General features: G+C 67.7%; 16 protein-coding genes. 11 read left to right on the forward strand and 5 right to left on the reverse strand.

What is annotated here, in order from left to right; translation table 11 throughout:
- Positions 1 to 6: 6 nt before the first annotated feature.
- The gene (locus tag G6N46_RS24780; RefSeq protein ID WP_138250385.1) at positions 7 to 1,971 is read right to left on the reverse strand and encodes a PTS mannitol transporter subunit IICBA; all 1,965 of its coding nucleotides are present in this window, start codon (positions 1,969 to 1,971) and stop codon (positions 7 to 9) included.
- A gap of 211 nt (positions 1,972 to 2,182) precedes the next feature.
- Here G6N46_RS24780 and G6N46_RS24785 point away from each other — a divergent pair, with 211 nt between their 5' ends.
- Positions 2,183 to 3,256, forward strand: a complete 1,074-nt coding sequence (locus tag G6N46_RS24785; RefSeq protein ID WP_138250384.1) for a zinc-dependent dehydrogenase — start codon at positions 2,183 to 2,185, stop codon at positions 3,254 to 3,256.
- Positions 3,257 to 3,259: 3 nt separating this feature from the next.
- Here G6N46_RS24785 and G6N46_RS24790 read toward each other — a convergent pair whose 3' ends face one another.
- On the reverse strand, positions 3,260 to 3,625 hold the full coding sequence (locus tag G6N46_RS24790) for a hypothetical protein (protein ID WP_138250383.1): 366 nt from the start codon (positions 3,623 to 3,625) through the stop codon (positions 3,260 to 3,262).
- A gap of 137 nt (positions 3,626 to 3,762) precedes the next feature.
- On the opposite strand from G6N46_RS24790, the gene G6N46_RS24795 reads away from it, so the two are divergent.
- From G6N46_RS24795 to G6N46_RS24840, 10 genes are all read left to right on the forward strand, one after another.
- Positions 3,763 to 5,175, forward strand: a complete 1,413-nt coding sequence (locus tag G6N46_RS24795; RefSeq protein ID WP_138250382.1) for an NAD(P)H-hydrate dehydratase — start codon at positions 3,763 to 3,765, stop codon at positions 5,173 to 5,175.
- Between the two features lie 43 nt (positions 5,176 to 5,218).
- Complete coding sequence (locus tag G6N46_RS24800; RefSeq protein WP_163692997.1) at positions 5,219 to 6,580, forward strand: glutamate decarboxylase; 1,362 nt, start codon at positions 5,219 to 5,221, stop codon at positions 6,578 to 6,580.
- 98 nt (positions 6,581 to 6,678) lie between these two features.
- Positions 6,679 to 7,824 (forward strand): alanine racemase, encoded by a 1,146-nt coding sequence (gene alr / locus G6N46_RS24805; protein ID WP_138250380.1) that lies wholly within the window; start codon positions 6,679 to 6,681, stop codon positions 7,822 to 7,824.
- A 5-nt stretch (positions 7,825 to 7,829) separates the two neighbouring features.
- Positions 7,830 to 8,921 carry an alpha/beta fold hydrolase gene (locus G6N46_RS24810; protein ID WP_138250379.1) on the forward strand — a complete coding sequence of 364 codons (1,092 nt, stop codon included), beginning with the start codon at positions 7,830 to 7,832 and terminating at the stop codon, positions 8,919 to 8,921.
- Positions 8,914 to 9,375, forward strand: coding sequence for a tRNA (adenosine(37)-N6)-threonylcarbamoyltransferase complex ATPase subunit type 1 TsaE (gene tsaE, locus G6N46_RS24815; protein ID WP_060999919.1), 462 nt, complete (start codon positions 8,914 to 8,916; stop codon positions 9,373 to 9,375). Before G6N46_RS24810 ends, tsaE begins: the two co-directional genes overlap by 8 nt.
- Positions 9,372 to 9,995 (forward strand): tRNA (adenosine(37)-N6)-threonylcarbamoyltransferase complex dimerization subunit type 1 TsaB, encoded by a 624-nt coding sequence (tsaB, locus tag G6N46_RS24820; RefSeq protein ID WP_138250378.1) that lies wholly within the window; start codon positions 9,372 to 9,374, stop codon positions 9,993 to 9,995. The genes tsaE and tsaB overlap by 4 nt, the downstream gene beginning before the upstream one ends.
- Positions 9,992 to 10,492: a ribosomal protein S18-alanine N-acetyltransferase gene (rimI, locus tag G6N46_RS24825; RefSeq protein ID WP_138250377.1), complete on the forward strand. Its 501-nt coding sequence runs from the start codon at positions 9,992 to 9,994 to the stop codon at positions 10,490 to 10,492. Before tsaB ends, rimI begins: the two co-directional genes overlap by 4 nt.
- On the forward strand, positions 10,489 to 11,514 hold the full coding sequence (gene tsaD / locus G6N46_RS24830) for a tRNA (adenosine(37)-N6)-threonylcarbamoyltransferase complex transferase subunit TsaD (protein WP_138250376.1): 1,026 nt from the start codon (positions 10,489 to 10,491) through the stop codon (positions 11,512 to 11,514). Before rimI ends, tsaD begins: the two co-directional genes overlap by 4 nt.
- Positions 11,511 to 11,963 (forward strand): nuclear transport factor 2 family protein, encoded by a 453-nt coding sequence (locus G6N46_RS24835; protein WP_138250375.1) that lies wholly within the window; start codon positions 11,511 to 11,513, stop codon positions 11,961 to 11,963. Before tsaD ends, G6N46_RS24835 begins: the two co-directional genes overlap by 4 nt.
- The gene (locus G6N46_RS24840; RefSeq protein ID WP_138250374.1) at positions 11,960 to 12,907 is read left to right on the forward strand and encodes a DMT family transporter; all 948 of its coding nucleotides are present in this window, start codon (positions 11,960 to 11,962) and stop codon (positions 12,905 to 12,907) included. Before G6N46_RS24835 ends, G6N46_RS24840 begins: the two co-directional genes overlap by 4 nt.
- Positions 12,908 to 12,922: 15 nt before the next feature.
- Here the strand turns inward: G6N46_RS24840 and G6N46_RS24845 are convergent, their stop codons facing one another.
- The 3 genes from G6N46_RS24845 to G6N46_RS24855 are packed head-to-tail and all read right to left on the reverse strand — an operon-like array spanning position 12,923 to position 16,651.
- A complete protein-coding gene (locus G6N46_RS24845; protein WP_138250373.1) occupies positions 12,923 to 14,638 on the reverse strand; it encodes a GMC oxidoreductase in 1,716 nt (571 codons plus the stop codon).
- Positions 14,639 to 14,648: 10 nt separating this feature from the next.
- Complete coding sequence (locus G6N46_RS24850; protein ID WP_138250372.1) at positions 14,649 to 15,680, reverse strand: Rieske 2Fe-2S domain-containing protein; 1,032 nt, start codon at positions 15,678 to 15,680, stop codon at positions 14,649 to 14,651.
- Positions 15,677 to 16,651, reverse strand: coding sequence for a PDR/VanB family oxidoreductase (locus G6N46_RS24855; protein WP_138250371.1), 975 nt, complete (start codon positions 16,649 to 16,651; stop codon positions 15,677 to 15,679). Before G6N46_RS24855 ends, G6N46_RS24850 begins: the two co-directional genes overlap by 4 nt.
- Positions 16,652 to 16,686 lie beyond the last annotated feature (35 nt).

Consider the following 16,686-nt stretch of genomic DNA (forward strand, 5'->3'; position numbering starts at 1 on the left):
CGTCGCCTAGCGGCTTTCGCTCAGCACCGCCCGAACCTCCTCGGGAGTGCTGGCTCGGCGTAACCGCTCCACTTCGTCCTTGTCCAGGAACACGTGGGCGATGCGGGTGAGAAGCGCCATGTGGTCCTTGCCGGCGCCGGCGATGCCCACCACGAACTCGGCGGGCTTGCCATTCCAATCGATGGGTTCGGGATAGCGCACGAACGAGATGCCGGAATGGCGGATCGCGCCCTTGGCGTCGTTGGTGCCGTGCGGGATCGCCAGGCCGTTACCCATGTACGTCGACACCGATTTCTCCCGCTCGTGCATGGCGTCGACGTAGGCCTCGTCGACGGCCCGGGCGGCGACCAGCAGCCGGCCGGCCTCCGTGATCGCGGCCGAAGCGGTGGTGGCCGAGCCGGCCAGCACGATCGAGTCGAGTGACAGCACATCGTCGGCAGCGGCGGGTTCGGTTGGGGCCGTGGCGGATTCGTCTGAGGGAGGGGTGCCGTTGGTGCGTCCCAGCAGTTCGACGATTTCGTCGTAGCGGGGCGAGTTCATGAAGTCGTCGACCGAGACGTGGATCGCCGACGGGGTCTTCTGCCGCGCACGCTCGGTGAGATCGCGATGCGTGACAGCCAGGCCATAAGTGTCGGTGAGATTGGAGATCGCCTGGTTGACGACCGTCACGCCGGTGATTCCGGCGTCTCGGATCTTCTTGCGTAGCACCGAGGCTCCCATCGCGGACGAACCCATGCCGGCATCGCAGGCGAACACGATGTTGGAGATGGCAGCGGTCGAACCACCGGTCAGTGCGGCGGCGACGCTGGACCGCTTGCCCTTCAGTGCCTCCATTTCGGCGGTGGCGGCGGCCAGGTCGGGCTCATCGGTGGCGCGGTCGGTCTTGAGTAGTACGGCCGCGACCGCGAACGAGACGGCCGCCGCCCCCAGTACCGACAGTGTGACGCCGAGGTAGCTGCCGCTCGCGGTCTGGGCGTAGACGGCGATGATCGAACCCGGTGCGGCGGGCGCGCGCAGTCCGGAGCCGAACAGCACGTTGATGAAGACGCCGGTCATTCCGCCGAGGATGGTGGCGGCGATCAGCTTCGGCTTCATGAGTACGTACGGGAAGTAGATTTCGTGGATGCCGCCGAGGAACTGAATGATCGCGGCGCCCGGAGCCGAGGCCTTGGCGGCGCCACGGCCGAACACCATGAACGCCAACAGGATTCCCAGGCCGGGGCCGGGGTTGGCCTCCAACAGGAACAGGACGGACTTGCCGGTGGCGAGCGCCTGGGTGGTGCCCAGCGGGGTGAGCACGCCATGGTTGATGGCGTTGTTGAGGAAGAGCACCTTGGCGGGCTCGATGAAGATCGAGGTCAGGGGAAGCAGGTCGTGTCCGACGAGGAAGTCGACGCCGTGGCCGGCGCCGCGGGTGAAGGCCGACACCACCGGGCCGACACCGAAGAACCCGATGACGGCCATCACCAGGCCGGCGATGCCGGCCGAGAAATTGTTCACCAGCATCTCGAAGCCGGGCCGAATCTTGCCGTCCCACAACGCATCCAGCTTCTTGATGACCCAGCCGCCCAATGGCCCCATGATCATCGCGCCCATGAACATCGGAACATCCGATCCGGCAACCACTCCCATGGTGGTGATGGCGCCGACGACGGCACCGCGGGTTCCGTACACCATCCTGCCGCCCGTGGATCCGATGAGGATCGGGAGCAGGTAGGTGATCATCGGCCCGACGATGCCGCCTTTCTCGAAGGCTCCCCAGCCGCCGATGTGGGCCACCCAGCCGTCTGGGTTCTGCAGCGAGTGAAAAAGGCCGGGCAGCCAGCCGGTCTTGATGAACAGTGCGGTGATCAGGCCCCATGCGATGAAGGCGCCGATGTTCGGCATCACCATGTTGGACAGCGCGGTACCGAGCTGCTGTACCCGCACACGCAGACTGACGCGCTGTGGTGTTTCCGTGGTTGCAGTCACTGTGCTGGACCTCCGCCTGACCCACTGTGAGGGTGATGCCCGTCACATCACCGTGTGTTACGAGTAAAGCCCACAAATGGGCATGTTGGCAAGAAAATGGGCAAAAGTGGGCAGAGAAATGTTTGTATTTCTGCCCGAATTGCGGCTAGAGTGGCCACAACGTGAACCACGACACACCCGCCGGCCAAGCCGGACAATCGGAAGGAAGCCCATGAAAGCGCTGCGCTATTACGCACCCGAGGACGTCCGGCTCGAAGAGGTGCCCGAACCCGTGTGCGGGCCCGACGAGATCAAGATCCGGGTGCGCAACTGTTCGACGTGCGGCACCGACGTCAAAATCCTGCACAACGGGCATCAGAACCTGACCCCGCCGCGGACCATCGGGCACGAGATCGCCGGCGACATCGTCGAGGTCGGAGCCGAGGTGAATCCCACGTACGGCACCGCCTGGGTGCCGGGCGACCGCGTGCAGGTCATCGCCGCCGTGCCGTGCGGCGAGTGCCACGAATGCGCCAAGGGCTGGATGGCGGTGTGCCAGAACCAGACGTCCATGGGTTACCAGTACGACGGCGGGTTTGCCGAGTACATGATCGTGCCCCGCCAGGTGCTCAAAGTCGATGGGCTGAACCGGATTCCGGACAATGTCGGTTACGACGAGGCGTCGGCGGCGGAACCCTTCGCCTGCGCCATCAACGCCCAGGATCTGCTCGGCATCGAGCCGGGCGACACCGTCGTGGTGTTCGGAGCCGGTCCCATCGGGTGCATGCACATCCGTATCGCGCGCGGCGTGCACAACTGCGGGCCGGTCTACCTCGTCGACGTCAACGACGCCCGGCTGAAGATGTCCGCCGACGCGGTGCATCCCGATGAGGTGATCAACGCGGCCAAGACCGATGTGGTGGCTCGCGTCCTGGAGCTGACGGACGGGCGCGGCGCCGACGTGGTGATCACCGCAACTGCCGCCAACATCACCCAGGAACAGGCCATCGCGATGGCCGCGCGCAACGGCCGCATCTCGTTCTTCGGCGGCCTGCCCAAGACCAACCCGACGATCACCTGCGATTCCAACGTCGTGCACTACCGGCAGCTGCACATCCACGGCGCCAACGGATCCGCGCCCGAGCACAACAAGCGTGCGCTGCACTACATCTCGACCGGTCAGGTGCCGGTGAAGGACTTGATCACGCGGCACATCGCGCTCGACGAGGTCCTCGACGCGTTCGGCATCGTCCAGAACGGCGAAGCCATCAAGGTGACGGTGGAGCCCAGCGCTGTGCTCGTCTGAGCCTCAGCCGCCGACGGCGGCGATATAGCCACCGATGGCGCCGATGCACAGGACCGCACACAACCCCAGCGTGCCGACGGCAAAAGGCCAGGCACGCAGGCGCTTCACCAGCCGGATGGCGGTCACGACCGTGCCGGCCAAGGCCACCAGTGCCGCCGCGATGAATCCCGCTGCCATGGCATTGATCCCGGCGTCGATGTGACAGGTCGCCGGCGGGCAGTAGTCGGTGAACGCGAGCGCGAACACTGCGAAGAACGCGGCCACACCGCCGCCGACGTAGGTGAGCACCAGCGCGCTGATCGACGCGGCGAGGTCCCCGCTCGAGAGCGGGGGCTTGGCCGGTGGCGGCGGCAGGTAGCCGTAGGTCATGGCGGGATGGTAGCCGCGCCGACGGTGACGTGGTGGGCGAAAAATCGACAGAAGTTCGCACACCAGCGCCCACTCGAAGCCCGAATTTGACGCACATGCCAACCCCTGCGGGGCGGATGTGCGTAACCTTCGGAGCTATGCGGCACTACTACACCGCCGAGCAGATTCGCGCGGCCGAGGCGCCGCTGTTGGCTTCCCTGCCCGATGGCGTGTTGATGCGCCGGGCGGCCTATGGCTTGGCGACGGCCATCGCCGCCGAACTCAAGTCCCGCACCGGTGGGGTCGCGGGCCGCCGGGTCTGCGCGGTCGTCGGCTCCGGGGACAACGGCGGCGACGCGTTGTGGGCAGCCACCTTTCTGCGCCGGCGCGGAGCCGGCGCAACGGCTGTGCTGCTGAACCCGGACCGCACACACGCCAAAGCGCTCGAAGCCTTCCACGCAGCCGGCGGCAGAATCGTCGAAACCATCCCCGAAGCAACGGATTTGGTGATCGACGGCGTCGTCGGCATCGGTGCCACCGGGCCGCTACGGCCCAATGCCGCCGCCGTCTTCGCGGCCAACACCGCGCCCGTCGTCGCCGTCGACCTGCCCAGCGGTATCGACGTCCAGACCGGCGCCACCGACGGCCCCCACGTGCGGGCCGCGCTGACCGTCACCTTCGGCGGCCTCAAACCCGTGCACGGACTGGCCGACTGCGGCCGCGTCGAACTGATCGACATCGGACTTGACCTGCCGCAGCCGACGTTCCTCGGATTCGAAGCGCACGACGTCCGCGCCCGTTGGCCGGTGCCGCACCCGTCGGACGACAAGTACAGCCAGGGCGTCAAGGGCGTGCTCGCCGGGTCGGCGACCTACCCCGGCGCGGCAATCCTGAGCACCGGCGCCGCTGTTGCCGCGACCTCCGGCATGGTCCGTTACGCCGGTTCCGCGCACGCCGAGGTGGTGTCGCACTGGCCGGAAGTCGTTGCGGCGCCGGATGTGACGACCGCCGGGCGGGTCCAGGCGTGGGTGGTCGGCCCGGGCCTCGGCACCGACACCGCCGGTGACGAGGCACTGCGCTTCGCCTTGGACACCGACCTCCCCGTGATCGTCGACGCCGACGCCCTCACGCTCCTGGCCGCCGACCTCGACCTCGTCGCGGACCGCACGGCACCCACCGTGCTGACACCGCACGCCGGTGAATTCGCCCGGCTCGCAGGACATCCGCCGGGTTCCGACCGGGTCACCGCCACCCGCGAACTCGCCGACCGCCTCAATGCCACCGTCCTGCTGAAAGGCAATGTCACCATCATCGCCGAGCCGGGTGGCCCCACGTATCTCAATCCCGCCGGCCAATCCTGGGCTGCCACAGCCGGATCCGGCGACGTCCTGTCCGGCATCATCGGGGCCCTGCTCGCGTCGGGCATCGCACCGGGCGAGGCTGCGGCGATGGCCGCGTTCGTCCACGCCCGTGCCGCCGATCTCGCCGCACATGATCCCGGCCCTCGTCCCGCGCCGACGTCGGCGCACCGCATTCTGGCTCATGTCCGGGCCGCCATCGCATCGCTCTAGGAAGGGAATTTTTGTGTCGCACAAGCATGTTCGGGCATCGGTCATGAGCCCCGCTTACACCGGCAGGCTCTCCACGGCACCGGTTCCATCGCTGCGGCTACCCGACGACCCGATGGACCCGCAGGCGGCCTACCGGTTCATCCACGACGAGTTGATGCTCGACGGCAGCTCCCGGCTGAACCTCGCCACCTTCGTCACCACGTGGATGGATCCCGAGGCCGAGAAGCTGATGGCCGAGACGTTCGACAAGAACATGATCGACAAGGACGAATACCCGGCCACCGCGGCGATCGAGGCCCGGACGGTGTCCATGGTGGCTGACCTGTTCCACGCCGACGACCTGCGCGACGACGACCCGTCGTCAGCGTGCGGGGTGTCCACCATCGGTTCCAGCGAGGCCGTCATGCTGGCCGGCCTGGCCCTCAAGTGGCGGTGGCGCGAGAAAATCGAAGCGGATGGAAAGGACTGGCGCACCCATACCCCCAACCTGGTGATGGGTGCCAACGTCCAGGTGGTGTGGGAGAAGTTCTGCCGCTACTTCGACGTCGAGCCGCGGTACCTGCCGATGGCCGAGGACCGCTACGTCATCACCCCCGAACAGGTGCTCGCCAACGTCGACGAGGACACCATCGGCGTCGTGGGCATCCTCGGCACCACCTTCACCGGTGAGCTCGAGCCCATCGCCGAGATCTGCGCGGCGCTCGATCAGCTCGCACAAGAGAAGGGTCTGGACATCCCCGTCCACGTCGACGCGGCCAGCGGTGGTTTCGTGGTGCCGTTCCTGCACCCGGATCTGGAGTGGGACTTCCGGTTGCCGCGGGTGGTGTCGATCAACGTCAGCGGCCACAAGTACGGACTGACGTATCCGGGCATCGGGTTCGTGGTCTGGCGCAGCAAGGAGCATCTGCCCGAGGACCTCGTCTTCCGGGTCAATTACCTGGGCGGCGATATGCCGACCTTCACCCTGAACTTCTCCCGGCCCGGCAACCAGGTGGTGGGCCAGTACTACAACTTCCTGCGCCTCGGCCGGGCCGGTTACGCGCAGATCATGCACTGCCTGTCGGACACCGCCCGCTGGATCGGTGACGAGCTGCGCAAGAGCGAGCACTTCGAGGTCATCACCGACGGCTCGGCCATCCCGGTGCTCGCGTGCCGGCTGAAGGGCAAGCGGCCCTACACCGAGTTCGACGTGTCACACGCGCTGCGTGCCTACGGCTGGCAGGTGCCGGCGTACACCATGCCCGAGGGTGCGACGGACATCGCAGTGCTGCGTGTGGTGGTACGTGAGGGCTTCTCGGCGGACCTCGCCCGCGCCTTGCGAGACGACCTGATTACCGTCCTGAACAGCCTCGATGAGCTCAAGCCGGAGGGCCAGTTCGACGACGTGCAGCCCTTCGCGCACTGACCGCCAACCTGAGCGTGTGTGCCAGATCTCCCGAAATCGTGGTGCACACGCTCAGGCTCGGCGCGGAGTGCAGGGCGTCTGGGAGAATCGGAGGCGATATGAGCTCGCCCGATCCCCAACCTGCTGCCCAGGCCGTCATCGACCTGGGCGCAATTGCGCATAACGTGCGGCTTTTGCGGGAACGCGCGGGCAGTGCCGCGGTGATGGCGGTGGTCAAGGCCGACGGTTACGGGCACGGTGCGCCGCAGGTCGCGCGCGCCGCACTGGCGGCCGGGGCCGCCGAGCTGGGCGTCACCAACATCGGTGAGGCGCTGGCGCTGCGGCAGGCCGGCATCACGGCGCCGGTGTTGTCGTGGCTGAACCTGCCCGGCACCGACTTCGCTCCCGCGTTGGCCGCCGATGTGCAGGTGGCGGTGGCCTCGGTGCGTCAGTTCGACGACGTGCTCGACGCGGTGCGCCGCAGCGGCGCCCCTGCCACCCTCACCGTCAAGGTCGACACCGGCCTCAGCCGCAACGGCGTCAGCCCCGCTGAATACCCGGCCCTGCTCGACGCCATCGCCCGGGCCGCCGCCGACGGTGCGGTTCGCCCTCGCGGCATCATGAGCCACCTCGCGTGCGGCGACGACCCGCAGCACCCGATGAACGACACGCAGGCCGCCCGCCTCACCGCGGCGCGCAAGCAGGCGGCGGCTGCCGGCGTGCACTTCGAAGTCGCGCACCTGGCCAACTCGCCCGCGACGCTGACGCGGCCCGATCTGCATTTCGATGTGGTGCGGCCGGGTATCGCGGTCTACGGGCAGTCGCCCATCCCGGCGCTCGGGGATTTCGGCCTGCGACCCGTCATGACGCTGAAATGCCCTGTCGCCGCGGTACGTTCGATCAAAGCCGGCGACGGTGTGTCGTACGGACACACGTGGATCGCCGACCGCGACACCACTGTCGGGCTCATTCCGCTCGGCTATGCCGACGGGGTGTTCCGCGGCCTGAGCGGACGCATCGACGTCAGCATCAACGGCGCCCGATACCGCAACATCGGCCGAATCTGTATGGACCAGTTCGTCGTTGACCTCGGCCCTGACGGTGCCGGCGTCACGGTGGGGGACGAGGCGGTGCTGTTCGGCTCGGGTACCGCCGGTGAGCCGACGGCGCAGGACTGGGCCGAACTGCTGGGCACCATCAACTACGAGGTCGTGACCAGCCCGCGGGGCCGGATTGCCCGGACCTATCGCGAGTCGACGGGCTGACGTCCATGAGCGACAACAAGAATGCCCGGTGGCTGGCGGGCATGGCCGGTCTCACTGCCGTCGGGTCGGTCGCCGGGGTCAGCGTCGCCCGCTCGTTGCGCCGCCGTCGTGGTGAGGACCCTTACGCCGGTGAGGATTTCACGACGCTCGACGCCGACCGCGGATACGTGGTGACCGCCACCGACGGGGTGCCGCTGGCGGTGCGTGAGGTCGGTCCGAAAGACGCCCGGTTGACGGTGCTCTTCGCGCACGGTTTCTGTAACAGCATGGGCTCCTTCCATTTTCAGCGCGCCCGGCTGGCCGAGCGGTGGGGCGACCAGGTCCGCATGGTGTTCTACGACCAGCGCGGTCACGGCCGCTCCTCGGCCGGGCCGACCGACTCCTACACCGTCCCGCAACTGGGGCAGGACCTCGAATCGGTGATGCGGGTGATGGTGCCGCGTGGTCCCGTGGTGCTAGTCGGTCACTCGATGGGCGGCATGACGGTGTTGTCCCATGCCCGGCAGTTCCCGCACAACTATCCGGCCCGGGTGTGCGGCGTGGCGATCCTCGCCTCTGCGGCGCAAGGGGTTACCCGTTCGCCGCTGGGTGAGGTGCTACAGAATCCGGCGCTCGAGGCGGCGAAAGTCGCGGTGCGGTTCGCGCCCGGAGCGGTCAGCGCCGGCCGGGGTGCGGCGAAGGCCGTCATCGGCCCCGTGCTCAAGGCCGCGTCGTTCGGTGATGACGCGGTCAGCCCGTCGGTGGCGCGGTACGTCGAGAAGATGACGCACAACACGTCGATCCGCACGACCGTCGAGTTCCTGCACGCACTCGAAACCCACGACGAGGCCGGCGCGCTGCCGGTGCTGCAGCACGTGCCCACCCTGATCGCCTGCGGCGACCACGATCTGCTCACCCCGCTGGCGAAGTCCGAGGCGATGGCCCGGCAGCTGCCGAAATCCGAACTGGTGATCGTCGAAGGGGCCGGGCACATGGTGCACATGGAGCAACCTGAACTGATCAACGAGGCGCTGGAGCGCTTCGTCGAGCACGCCACGCCGTCACGGCTGGTGGCGCTGACCCGGCATCTGCGTGGAAAGGCCAAGCGCAATGGATGATTCGCACGGCACCGTGCATCTGCCGACCGAGGCCGACACGATGGCCCTAGGCGCCCGGTTCGGCGCCGAGCTGCGGGTCGGTGACGTCGTGGTGCTCACGGGTCCGCTGGGTGCTGGGAAAACCATGCTGGCCAAGGGAATTGCGCAGGGCATGGACGTCGATGGCGCGGTGACGTCGCCGTCGTACGTGCTGGCCCGAGTGCATCCTGCCCGTCGCGCCGGATACCCCGCCATGGTGCATGTCGACATGTACCGCCTGCTCGACTCGGGCAGCACCGACCTGCTCGGAGAACTCGATTCGCTCGATCTCGACACCGACCTCGATGACGCCGTGGTGGTCGTCGAATGGGGCGAGGGTCTGGCCGAGCGCCTGTCGGCCAGCCATCTGGACATCCGGTTGGAGCGAGCCGACGACGACACCCGTACCGCTGTCTGGCATTGGAGCCGTGGATGATTCTCGCCATCGATACCGCCACCCCGGCCGTCACCGCGGGCGTCGCACGGCGCACCGCGGCCGGTGTCGAGGTGCTGGCCGAACGAATCACCGTTGATGCCCGTGCGCACGCCGAGCAGTTGACGCCCAATGTGATTGCCGCCGTTGCCGATGCCGGTATCACGTTCGCCGACCTGGAAGCGGTGGTCGTCGGCTGCGGGCCGGGCCCGTTCACCGGGCTGCGCGTCGGGATGGCCACCGCGGCAGCCTATGGACAGGCGCTCGGCGTCCCGGTGTACGGAGTGTGCAGCCTGGATGCGATCGCCCCGGTGACCACGGGAGATCTGTTGGTGGTCACCGATGCCCGGCGCCGGGAGGTGTACTGGGCGCGGTACCGCGACGGCGTGCGCGTCGACGGACCGGCCGTCAGTGCCGCGGCCGACGTCACGGCGGAGTCGGGTTCGGTCGCCGGCCCCGCCGCGCAGGCAGCGCTGTTCCCGTTGCCGTCACTCGCGGTCGAGTACCCCACGGTGGCCGGACTCGTGACCGCCGCCGACTGGGACCAGCCGCCCGCCGCGCTGGTGCCGCTGTACCTGCGCCGCCCTGATGCGAAAACGCTTGCCGAGCGGGGACTCTCGTGACCATCGAGTACGGGTCCCTGACGGTCGGCGATGCCGACCGGTGCGGCGAACTGGAAGCGATCCTGTTCCCCGGCGACGACCCGTGGCCGGCCGTCGCCTTCATCCGTGAGCTCGACTCGGCGCACAACCACTACGTTGCCGCGCGGGACGGCAAGCTGCTGGTGGGGTATGCGGGCATCAGCCGGTTGGGCCGCAAACCGCCGTTCGAGTACGAGGTGCACACCATCGGGGTCGATCCGGCGTACCAGGGGCAGGGCATCGGCCGGCAGCTGCTGGACCGGCTGTTGACCATCGCCGACGGCGGCACCGTCTTCCTGGAGGTGCGCACCGACAATGAGCCGGCGATCGGCCTGTACGAAAGTGTCGGATTCGTGAAGATGGGTGTGCGTAAGCGGTATTACCGGATCAGCGGTGCGGACGCGTACACCATGCGGCGGGACGCGGGTGTGAGCAGTGAGTCAGGCGGCGCGGACGTGAGGAGCAACCAAGTCACATGACAGTCATCTTGGCAATCGAAAGTTCCTGTGACGAAACAGGCGTCGGCATCTGCGATTTGGCGGAAGACGGCACCGTGACGCTCCTTGCCGACGAGGTCGCCTCCAGCGTCGACGAGCACACCCGGTACGGCGGTGTGGTTCCCGAGATCGCCTCGCGCGCGCACCTGGAGTCGTTGGGCCCCACCATGAGTAGAGCCCTGGCGACTGCCGGCATCGAACGGCCCGACGTGGTGGCGGCGACCATCGGACCCGGCCTGGCCGGCGCCCTGTTGGTGGGTGTGGCTGCGGCCAAGGCCTATTCGGCGGCGTGGGGTGTGCCGTTCTACGGCGTCAACCACCTCGGCGGACACCTGGCCGCCGACGTCTACGACCACGGTCCGCTGCCCGAGAGCGTCGGCCTGCTGGTGTCGGGCGGCCACACGCATCTGCTGCACGTGCGGTCGCTGGGTGAGCCCATCGAGGAGCTCGGCAGCACCGTCGACGACGCGGCGGGCGAGGCGTACGACAAGGTGGCGCGGCTGCTCGGCCTCGGCTATCCGGGCGGCCGGGTACTCGACGAGCTGGCCCGCACCGGTGACCGCGATGCCATCGTGTTCCCGCGCGGCATGACCGGGCCACGAGATGACCCGTACGCCTTCAGCTTTTCCGGACTCAAGACCGCGGTCGCCCGTCACATGGAGAAACACCCGGACGCGTCGCACGCCGATGTGGCGGCCGGTTTCCAGGAGGCTGTCGCGGATGTGTTGACCCGCAAGGCCGTTCGCGCGGCCACTGATCTCGGTGTGTCCACGCTGCTGATCGCCGGGGGCGTGGCCGCCAATTCGCGGCTGCGTGAGCTGGCCGAAGAACGTTGTGCCGAAGCGGGTTTGACCCTGCGGGTGCCGCGACCCCGACTGTGTACCGACAATGGGGCCATGATCGCGTCGTTCGCCGCGCACCTGATCGCGGCGGGGGCCAAGCCGTCGCGTCTCGATGTGCCGAGCGACCCGGGGCTGCCGGTGGTGAAGGGGCAGATCGCGTGAGCTTGCAACATCTGGCGGACAAACTGGCCATCACCGAGCTGCTCTACCGGTACGCCGAGTTGATCGACGCCGGCGACTTCGACGGCGTGGGAGAACTGTTGGGACGCAGCCGGTTCGGCGGACCGACTTCCGGCAGCGTCGAGGGCCGGAACATGATCGCCAACACCTTCGCCCGCACCACCCGCCGTTTCCCCGACCACGGGAACACCCCGCGCACCCGGCATCTGGTGCTCAACCCGATCGTCGAACTCGACGGCGATACCGCTCATGCGCGGTCGACGTTCTGCGTGGTGCAGCAGACCGATACGGTGCCGCTGCAACCCATCGTGGTGGGCCGGTACGCCGATACTTTCGCGCGCGACGACGCCGGTTGGTACTTCACCGAACGCGTCGTCGATGTTCAGATGGTCGGCGACGTGTCCGACCATCTGAACATCGCCCTGCAATGAGCCCCAACCCCATGCGGCATCTGGGCTTGCTGCAGATCTCTGCCGCGAGCGTGCTGTGGGGTACCGGCGGCTTGGTGGTCACCGTCGTTCACGACCGGAGCGGGCTGGGCGCAATGACGGCCAGCGCGTGGCGAATGGCGCTGGCGACGGTTGCGCTCCTGGCTTTCATTGCGGTCACGAACCGTGTCGGACAGGCGATCACGCTGATGCGGTCGCGCCCGATGGTCCCGATCGTCGTCGGCTGCGGCACCGCCCTCTATCAGGGCCTATATTTCGCGTCGGTGTTATCCATCGGGGTGGCGGTCGCCACCGTCGTCGCGCTGGGGTTGGCGCCGATCCTGGCGTCGATCTGGCAGCACGTCGATGCGCGGACCTCGCCATCGTTGCGTGAGGTCGTCGTCCTCGTTGCCGCACTCGCCGGTCTGTGCCTGGTCACTTTCGGCGGTGCACCGCACGAACGCGGCGGCGGCGCAACAAACTTCACGGCCGGGTTACTGCTCGCCATCGCCGCAGGCGCCACCTACGCGGCGACGACGATCTTGGGGCACCGGCTTGCGAGCCGGACCGATTCCGTCGTCATCGCCACATGCACCACCACCGCCGGCGCGGTGGCGCTGGCGCCATTTTTCCTCTTGGCTTCGCTGAGGGGCGAACCGGTTCTCCCGTCGGACCCGACGTCGCTGGCACTGTTGGTGTATCTCGGCGTTGTCACGCTGGCGTTGTCGTACGGACTTCTCTACGCCGGCCTACGCACCACACCAGGGGCGGCCGCAACGGTGGTGACTCTCGTCGAACCGATTTCGGCGGCAGTCCTGGCGGCGGTGCTACTCGGGCAACAGCCGACCTGGCTGTCGGTTGTTGGTGCCCTTCTGATTCTGGGGGCCGTCGTGGGGTTGCCCGCAGGTCGGGACGACCCCGATAGGCGCCCCGACCCGGGCGTCTAGTTTCGCCGCGCGCCGCTACGCGTCATTCGAAGCCGGGGAGAGCGGGATGAGGGGAGGTCGCAACGCGCCCGGAGCGCCCGCCGGCACAACCGGTTTGACCGGGGCGACAGCGTCCACCCGGCGGTAGGGCAGCCCCTGCGCGGGACGCAGGTCTTCCTCGCCCTTGTTGGGCCACATCGCCGCCGCACGCTCGGCCTGGGCGGTGATGGTCAGCGACGGGTTCACGCCCAGATTCGCCGAAACCGCCGAACCGTCAACGACACTCAGAGTCGGGTAGCCGTACACCCGGTGGTACGGGTCGATGACCGCGTTGGAGGCATCCGAGCCGATGGCGCAACCGCCGAGGAAATGCGCCGTCATCGGGATGTTGAACAGCTCGCCCCAGGTGCCGGCCGTCACGCCGTCGATCTTCTCGGCGACCCTGCGGGTCGCGTCGTTGCCGGCCGGGATCCACGTCGGGTTGGGCTGGCCGTGGCCCTGCTTGCTCGACAGGTGCCGGCCGCGGAGTCCCTGCTTGGTGAACGTGGTGATCGAGTTGTCCAGGTTCTGCATGACCAGCGAAATCACCGTGCGCTCACTCCAATTGCGGACCGACAGCACCCTCAGCAGCGCACGCGGATGCGTCACGGCCAGGCCGAGTGCCTTCAGCCAGCGTGGCCGGCGGCCGCCGCCGTCGGTCATCAGGGTCTGCAGCAGACCCATCGCGTTGGAGCCCTTGCCGTAGCGCACCGACTCGATATGGGTGTCGCTCGTCGGATGGAACGACGACGTGATGGCGACCCCGCGGGTCAGGTCCAGCGCCGGGTCGACTTTGTATTTCATTGCGCCGACGATGGATTCGGAATTGGTGCGAGTGAGCACACCGAGGCGGTCCGACAGTTGCGGTAGGGTGCCGCTGTCCTTCATCTTGTGCAGCAGGTTCTGGGTGCCCCAGGTGCCGGCCGCCAGCACGACGTGCCGCGCCGTGAAGGTGCGCCGGTTCTTGCGCAGGGTTCGGCCGGTGCGCACGGTGTCGATCTCCCAGATGCCGCTGGGGCTCTGCCGCACGGAGTCGACCGTCGTCAGCGGATGCACTGTGGCGCCGGCATTCTCGGCGAGACCGAGATAGTTCTTCAGCAGTGTGTTCTTGGCGCCGTAGCGGCAGCCCGTCATGCAGCTGCCGCATTCGATGCATCCCGTGCGGTCCGGTCCGACGCCGCCGAAGAACGGGTCCCGGACCGTCTTGCCGGGTTCACCGAAGAACACGCCGACCGGCGTCTGGACGAAGGTGCCGCCCACGCCCATGTCCTCGGCGACCGCCTTCATGATCTCGTCCGCCGGAGTCATACTCGGGTTGATCACCACTCCGAGCATGCGCCGGGCCTGGTCGTAGAACGGCGACAGCTCCTCGGACCAGTCGGTGATGTGGGCCCACTGCGGGTCGTTGAAGAACGTCGCGGGCGGCTTGTAAAGGGTGTTGGCGTAGTTCAGCGATCCGCCACCGACGCCGGCCCCGGCCAAGATGACGACGTCCCGCAGCATGTGGATGCGCTGTATGCCGAAGCACCCGAGTTTGGGCGCCCACACGAATTTCCGGACGTCCCAACTGGTTTTCGGGAACTGGTCGTCGGTGAACCGGCGGCCGGCTTCCAGAACGCCGACACGGTAGCCCTTCTCGGTCAGCCGCAACGCCGTCACGCTGCCCCCGAATCCGGACCCGACGACGATCACGTCATAGTCGGTGTTGGACATGTACTTCTCCTCAGTTGGCAGTGAAGCGGCTGGTTTCGTCGTCGACCATGTCCATGGCGATACGTCGGGCCCGAATGGCGGCCCGATCGGCCTTGACGTTGATGTCGCGCCGGCGGGCACCGGGTTCATCGAGGCGCCGCTGAATCGTCTCCAGGATGGCGGCATCGCGTACGGCCCACTCGTGGAACATGATCCGCAGATACTCGGTGACGGAGTCCTCGGCACCGGCGTAGTTGCGGGCCATCTGCAGGAAGACGTGCGTCGAGCCCGGCGTTTCCGGCGTGAAGCCGTGAATTCGCAAGAGCCCGTAGGACTGTCCGTCTTCGAGCTCGATGGCGTAGTGCTGCGTGTGTAGCGCGGGTGAGACGAAAGTGCCCTCTTCACGCCGGGTGGCCACCGACTCTTCCGGCAATCCGGTGATCGCCGACTCCCACGGCGCCAGTCGGCTCGGTGGAGTCGACCGGGTGTAGGCCACCGAGCGTTCGGAGATCTCCACCTCGCCCAGCGGCGGCAGCTGCCGGATATCCGGCGGCACGACCTCGGGATGCGTCACGAACACATCGGTCAGATCGAGGTAATGCTCGTGCAGCAGAAGGTAGTTCGCTTCGACACGCAGGACCTCGGTGGTGCTGGTCCAGCCGGACCCGTCCAGGTACCACGGCACGCGCGGCGGCGGGCGCAGGGCGGCGGCGCGGGGCTCGCCGAGCCAGATCCAGATGAATGGCGCGGTCTCGACGACCGGGTACGCTGCCACCCGGGCGCCGGGCGGCACGTTCTCCTGCGACGGCACGTCGGCCAGACAGCCGTCGGGCTCGTAGCTGAAACCGTGATAGCCGCAGACCACACGGTCGCCGTCGAGTCGGCCCTCGGACAGGGGATAGGCGCGGTGCACGCAGCGGTCCTCCAGGGCGACCACTTCTCCGGACGCGCGGCGGTACAGGACCACGTGCTTGTCCAACAGACGCCGGGCGAGCAGTCCCGCGCCGACCTCATCGCTCAGCGCGGCCACATACCAGCAGTTGAACGGGTAGTTGGTTCTCATAGATCGAGCACCAGCCTTTCGGACCGGGAGCGCGAGACGCAGATCATGATGGTTTTGTTCTCCGCCTTCTCCGAGTCGTTCAGCACGGAGTCGCGGTGATCGCCGATGCCGGCGATGATTTCGCATTCACAGGTGCCGCAGACGCCTTCCATGCACGACCCCAGCACGTCGAGGCCCGCTTCTTCGGCCACGTCGTAGATCGTCTTGTCCGACGGCACGGTCAGGGTGACACCCGACCGTTGGCATTCCACTTCGAAGCTGTCCAGCGCATCCGCCGGCGACTCAATGGTCTTTGCCGAGAAGCGCTCGAGGTGCAGGCTGCCGCCGGGCCACGCTTCGCAGCCCTTCTCGACGGTGTCCAGCAGTCCTTCGGGGCCGCAGCAGTAGACCAGCGTGTTGTCCTGCGGAGCCGCGAGCACCGCCGCCAGCTTCGTGCGGAACGCGTCGCCGTGCTCGTCGCGCGCACAGATGGTCACGCGGTCGCCGAAGCGTTCCAGCGCATCGAGGTACGCCATCGATGAGCGGGAGCTGCCGCCGTAGATCAACTGCCAGTCGGCACCGGTGGCCTCGGCGGCCTCGATCATCGGGAGCATCGGCGTGATGCCGATACCGCCCGCGACGAACCGGTAGCGCGGTGAGTTCACGAGCGTGAAGTGGTTGCGCGGCCCGCGCACCCGCACCGTGGTGCCTTTGTGCAGCTTGTCGTGGACGAACTGTGAGCCCCCGCGGCTGTTCGGGTCCAGCAGGATGCCCACCTGCCACTCGCTGCGACTGGCCGTACTGCCGCATAGGGAGTACTGGCGCGTCAGTGACGGCGTCATGACGAGGTCGATGTGAGCGCCGGGGGTCCACTCGGGCAGGTCGGCGCCCGAGGGGTCGGCGAGGGTCAGCGTGACGACACCGTCCGCGGACTGCTCGCGCCGGCGCACCTCGAGGTCGACCTCGACTTCCCGGTATGCGGCGTTGTTCATGGGTACGAAAGCTATTCACCGCGGCGGTCCGGATC

The organism is Mycolicibacterium phocaicum (assembly GCF_010731115.1).
Taxonomy (GTDB): Bacteria; Actinomycetota; Actinomycetes; order Mycobacteriales; family Mycobacteriaceae; genus Mycobacterium; species Mycobacterium phocaicum.

What these genes read in the sequence shown, in the direction of transcription:
- G6N46_RS24785 (WP_138250384.1), top strand. Translation starts at nt 2,183, where the DNA reads ATGAAAGCGCTGCGCTATTACGCACCCGAGGACGTCCGGCTCGAAGAG.
- G6N46_RS24790 (WP_138250383.1), bottom strand. Translation starts at nt 3,625, where the DNA reads ATGACCTACGGCTACCTGCCGCCGCCACCGGCCAAGCCCCCGCTCTCG.
- G6N46_RS24795 (WP_138250382.1), top strand. Translation starts at nt 3,763, where the DNA reads ATGCGGCACTACTACACCGCCGAGCAGATTCGCGCGGCCGAGGCGCCG.
- G6N46_RS24800 (WP_163692997.1), top strand. Translation starts at nt 5,219, where the DNA reads ATGAGCCCCGCTTACACCGGCAGGCTCTCCACGGCACCGGTTCCATCG.
- alr (WP_138250380.1), top strand. Translation starts at nt 6,679, where the DNA reads ATGAGCTCGCCCGATCCCCAACCTGCTGCCCAGGCCGTCATCGACCTG.
- G6N46_RS24810 (WP_138250379.1), top strand. Translation starts at nt 7,830, where the DNA reads ATGAGCGACAACAAGAATGCCCGGTGGCTGGCGGGCATGGCCGGTCTC.
- tsaE (WP_060999919.1), top strand. Translation starts at nt 8,914, where the DNA reads ATGGATGATTCGCACGGCACCGTGCATCTGCCGACCGAGGCCGACACG.
- tsaB (WP_138250378.1), top strand. Translation starts at nt 9,372, where the DNA reads ATGATTCTCGCCATCGATACCGCCACCCCGGCCGTCACCGCGGGCGTC.
- tsaD (WP_138250376.1), top strand. Translation starts at nt 10,489, where the DNA reads ATGACAGTCATCTTGGCAATCGAAAGTTCCTGTGACGAAACAGGCGTC.
- G6N46_RS24840 (WP_138250374.1), top strand. Translation starts at nt 11,960, where the DNA reads ATGAGCCCCAACCCCATGCGGCATCTGGGCTTGCTGCAGATCTCTGCC.
- G6N46_RS24845 (WP_138250373.1), bottom strand. Translation starts at nt 14,638, where the DNA reads ATGTCCAACACCGACTATGACGTGATCGTCGTCGGGTCCGGATTCGGG.
- G6N46_RS24850 (WP_138250372.1), bottom strand. Translation starts at nt 15,680, where the DNA reads ATGAGAACCAACTACCCGTTCAACTGCTGGTATGTGGCCGCGCTGAGC.
- G6N46_RS24855 (WP_138250371.1), bottom strand. Translation starts at nt 16,651, where the DNA reads ATGAACAACGCCGCATACCGGGAAGTCGAGGTCGACCTCGAGGTGCGC.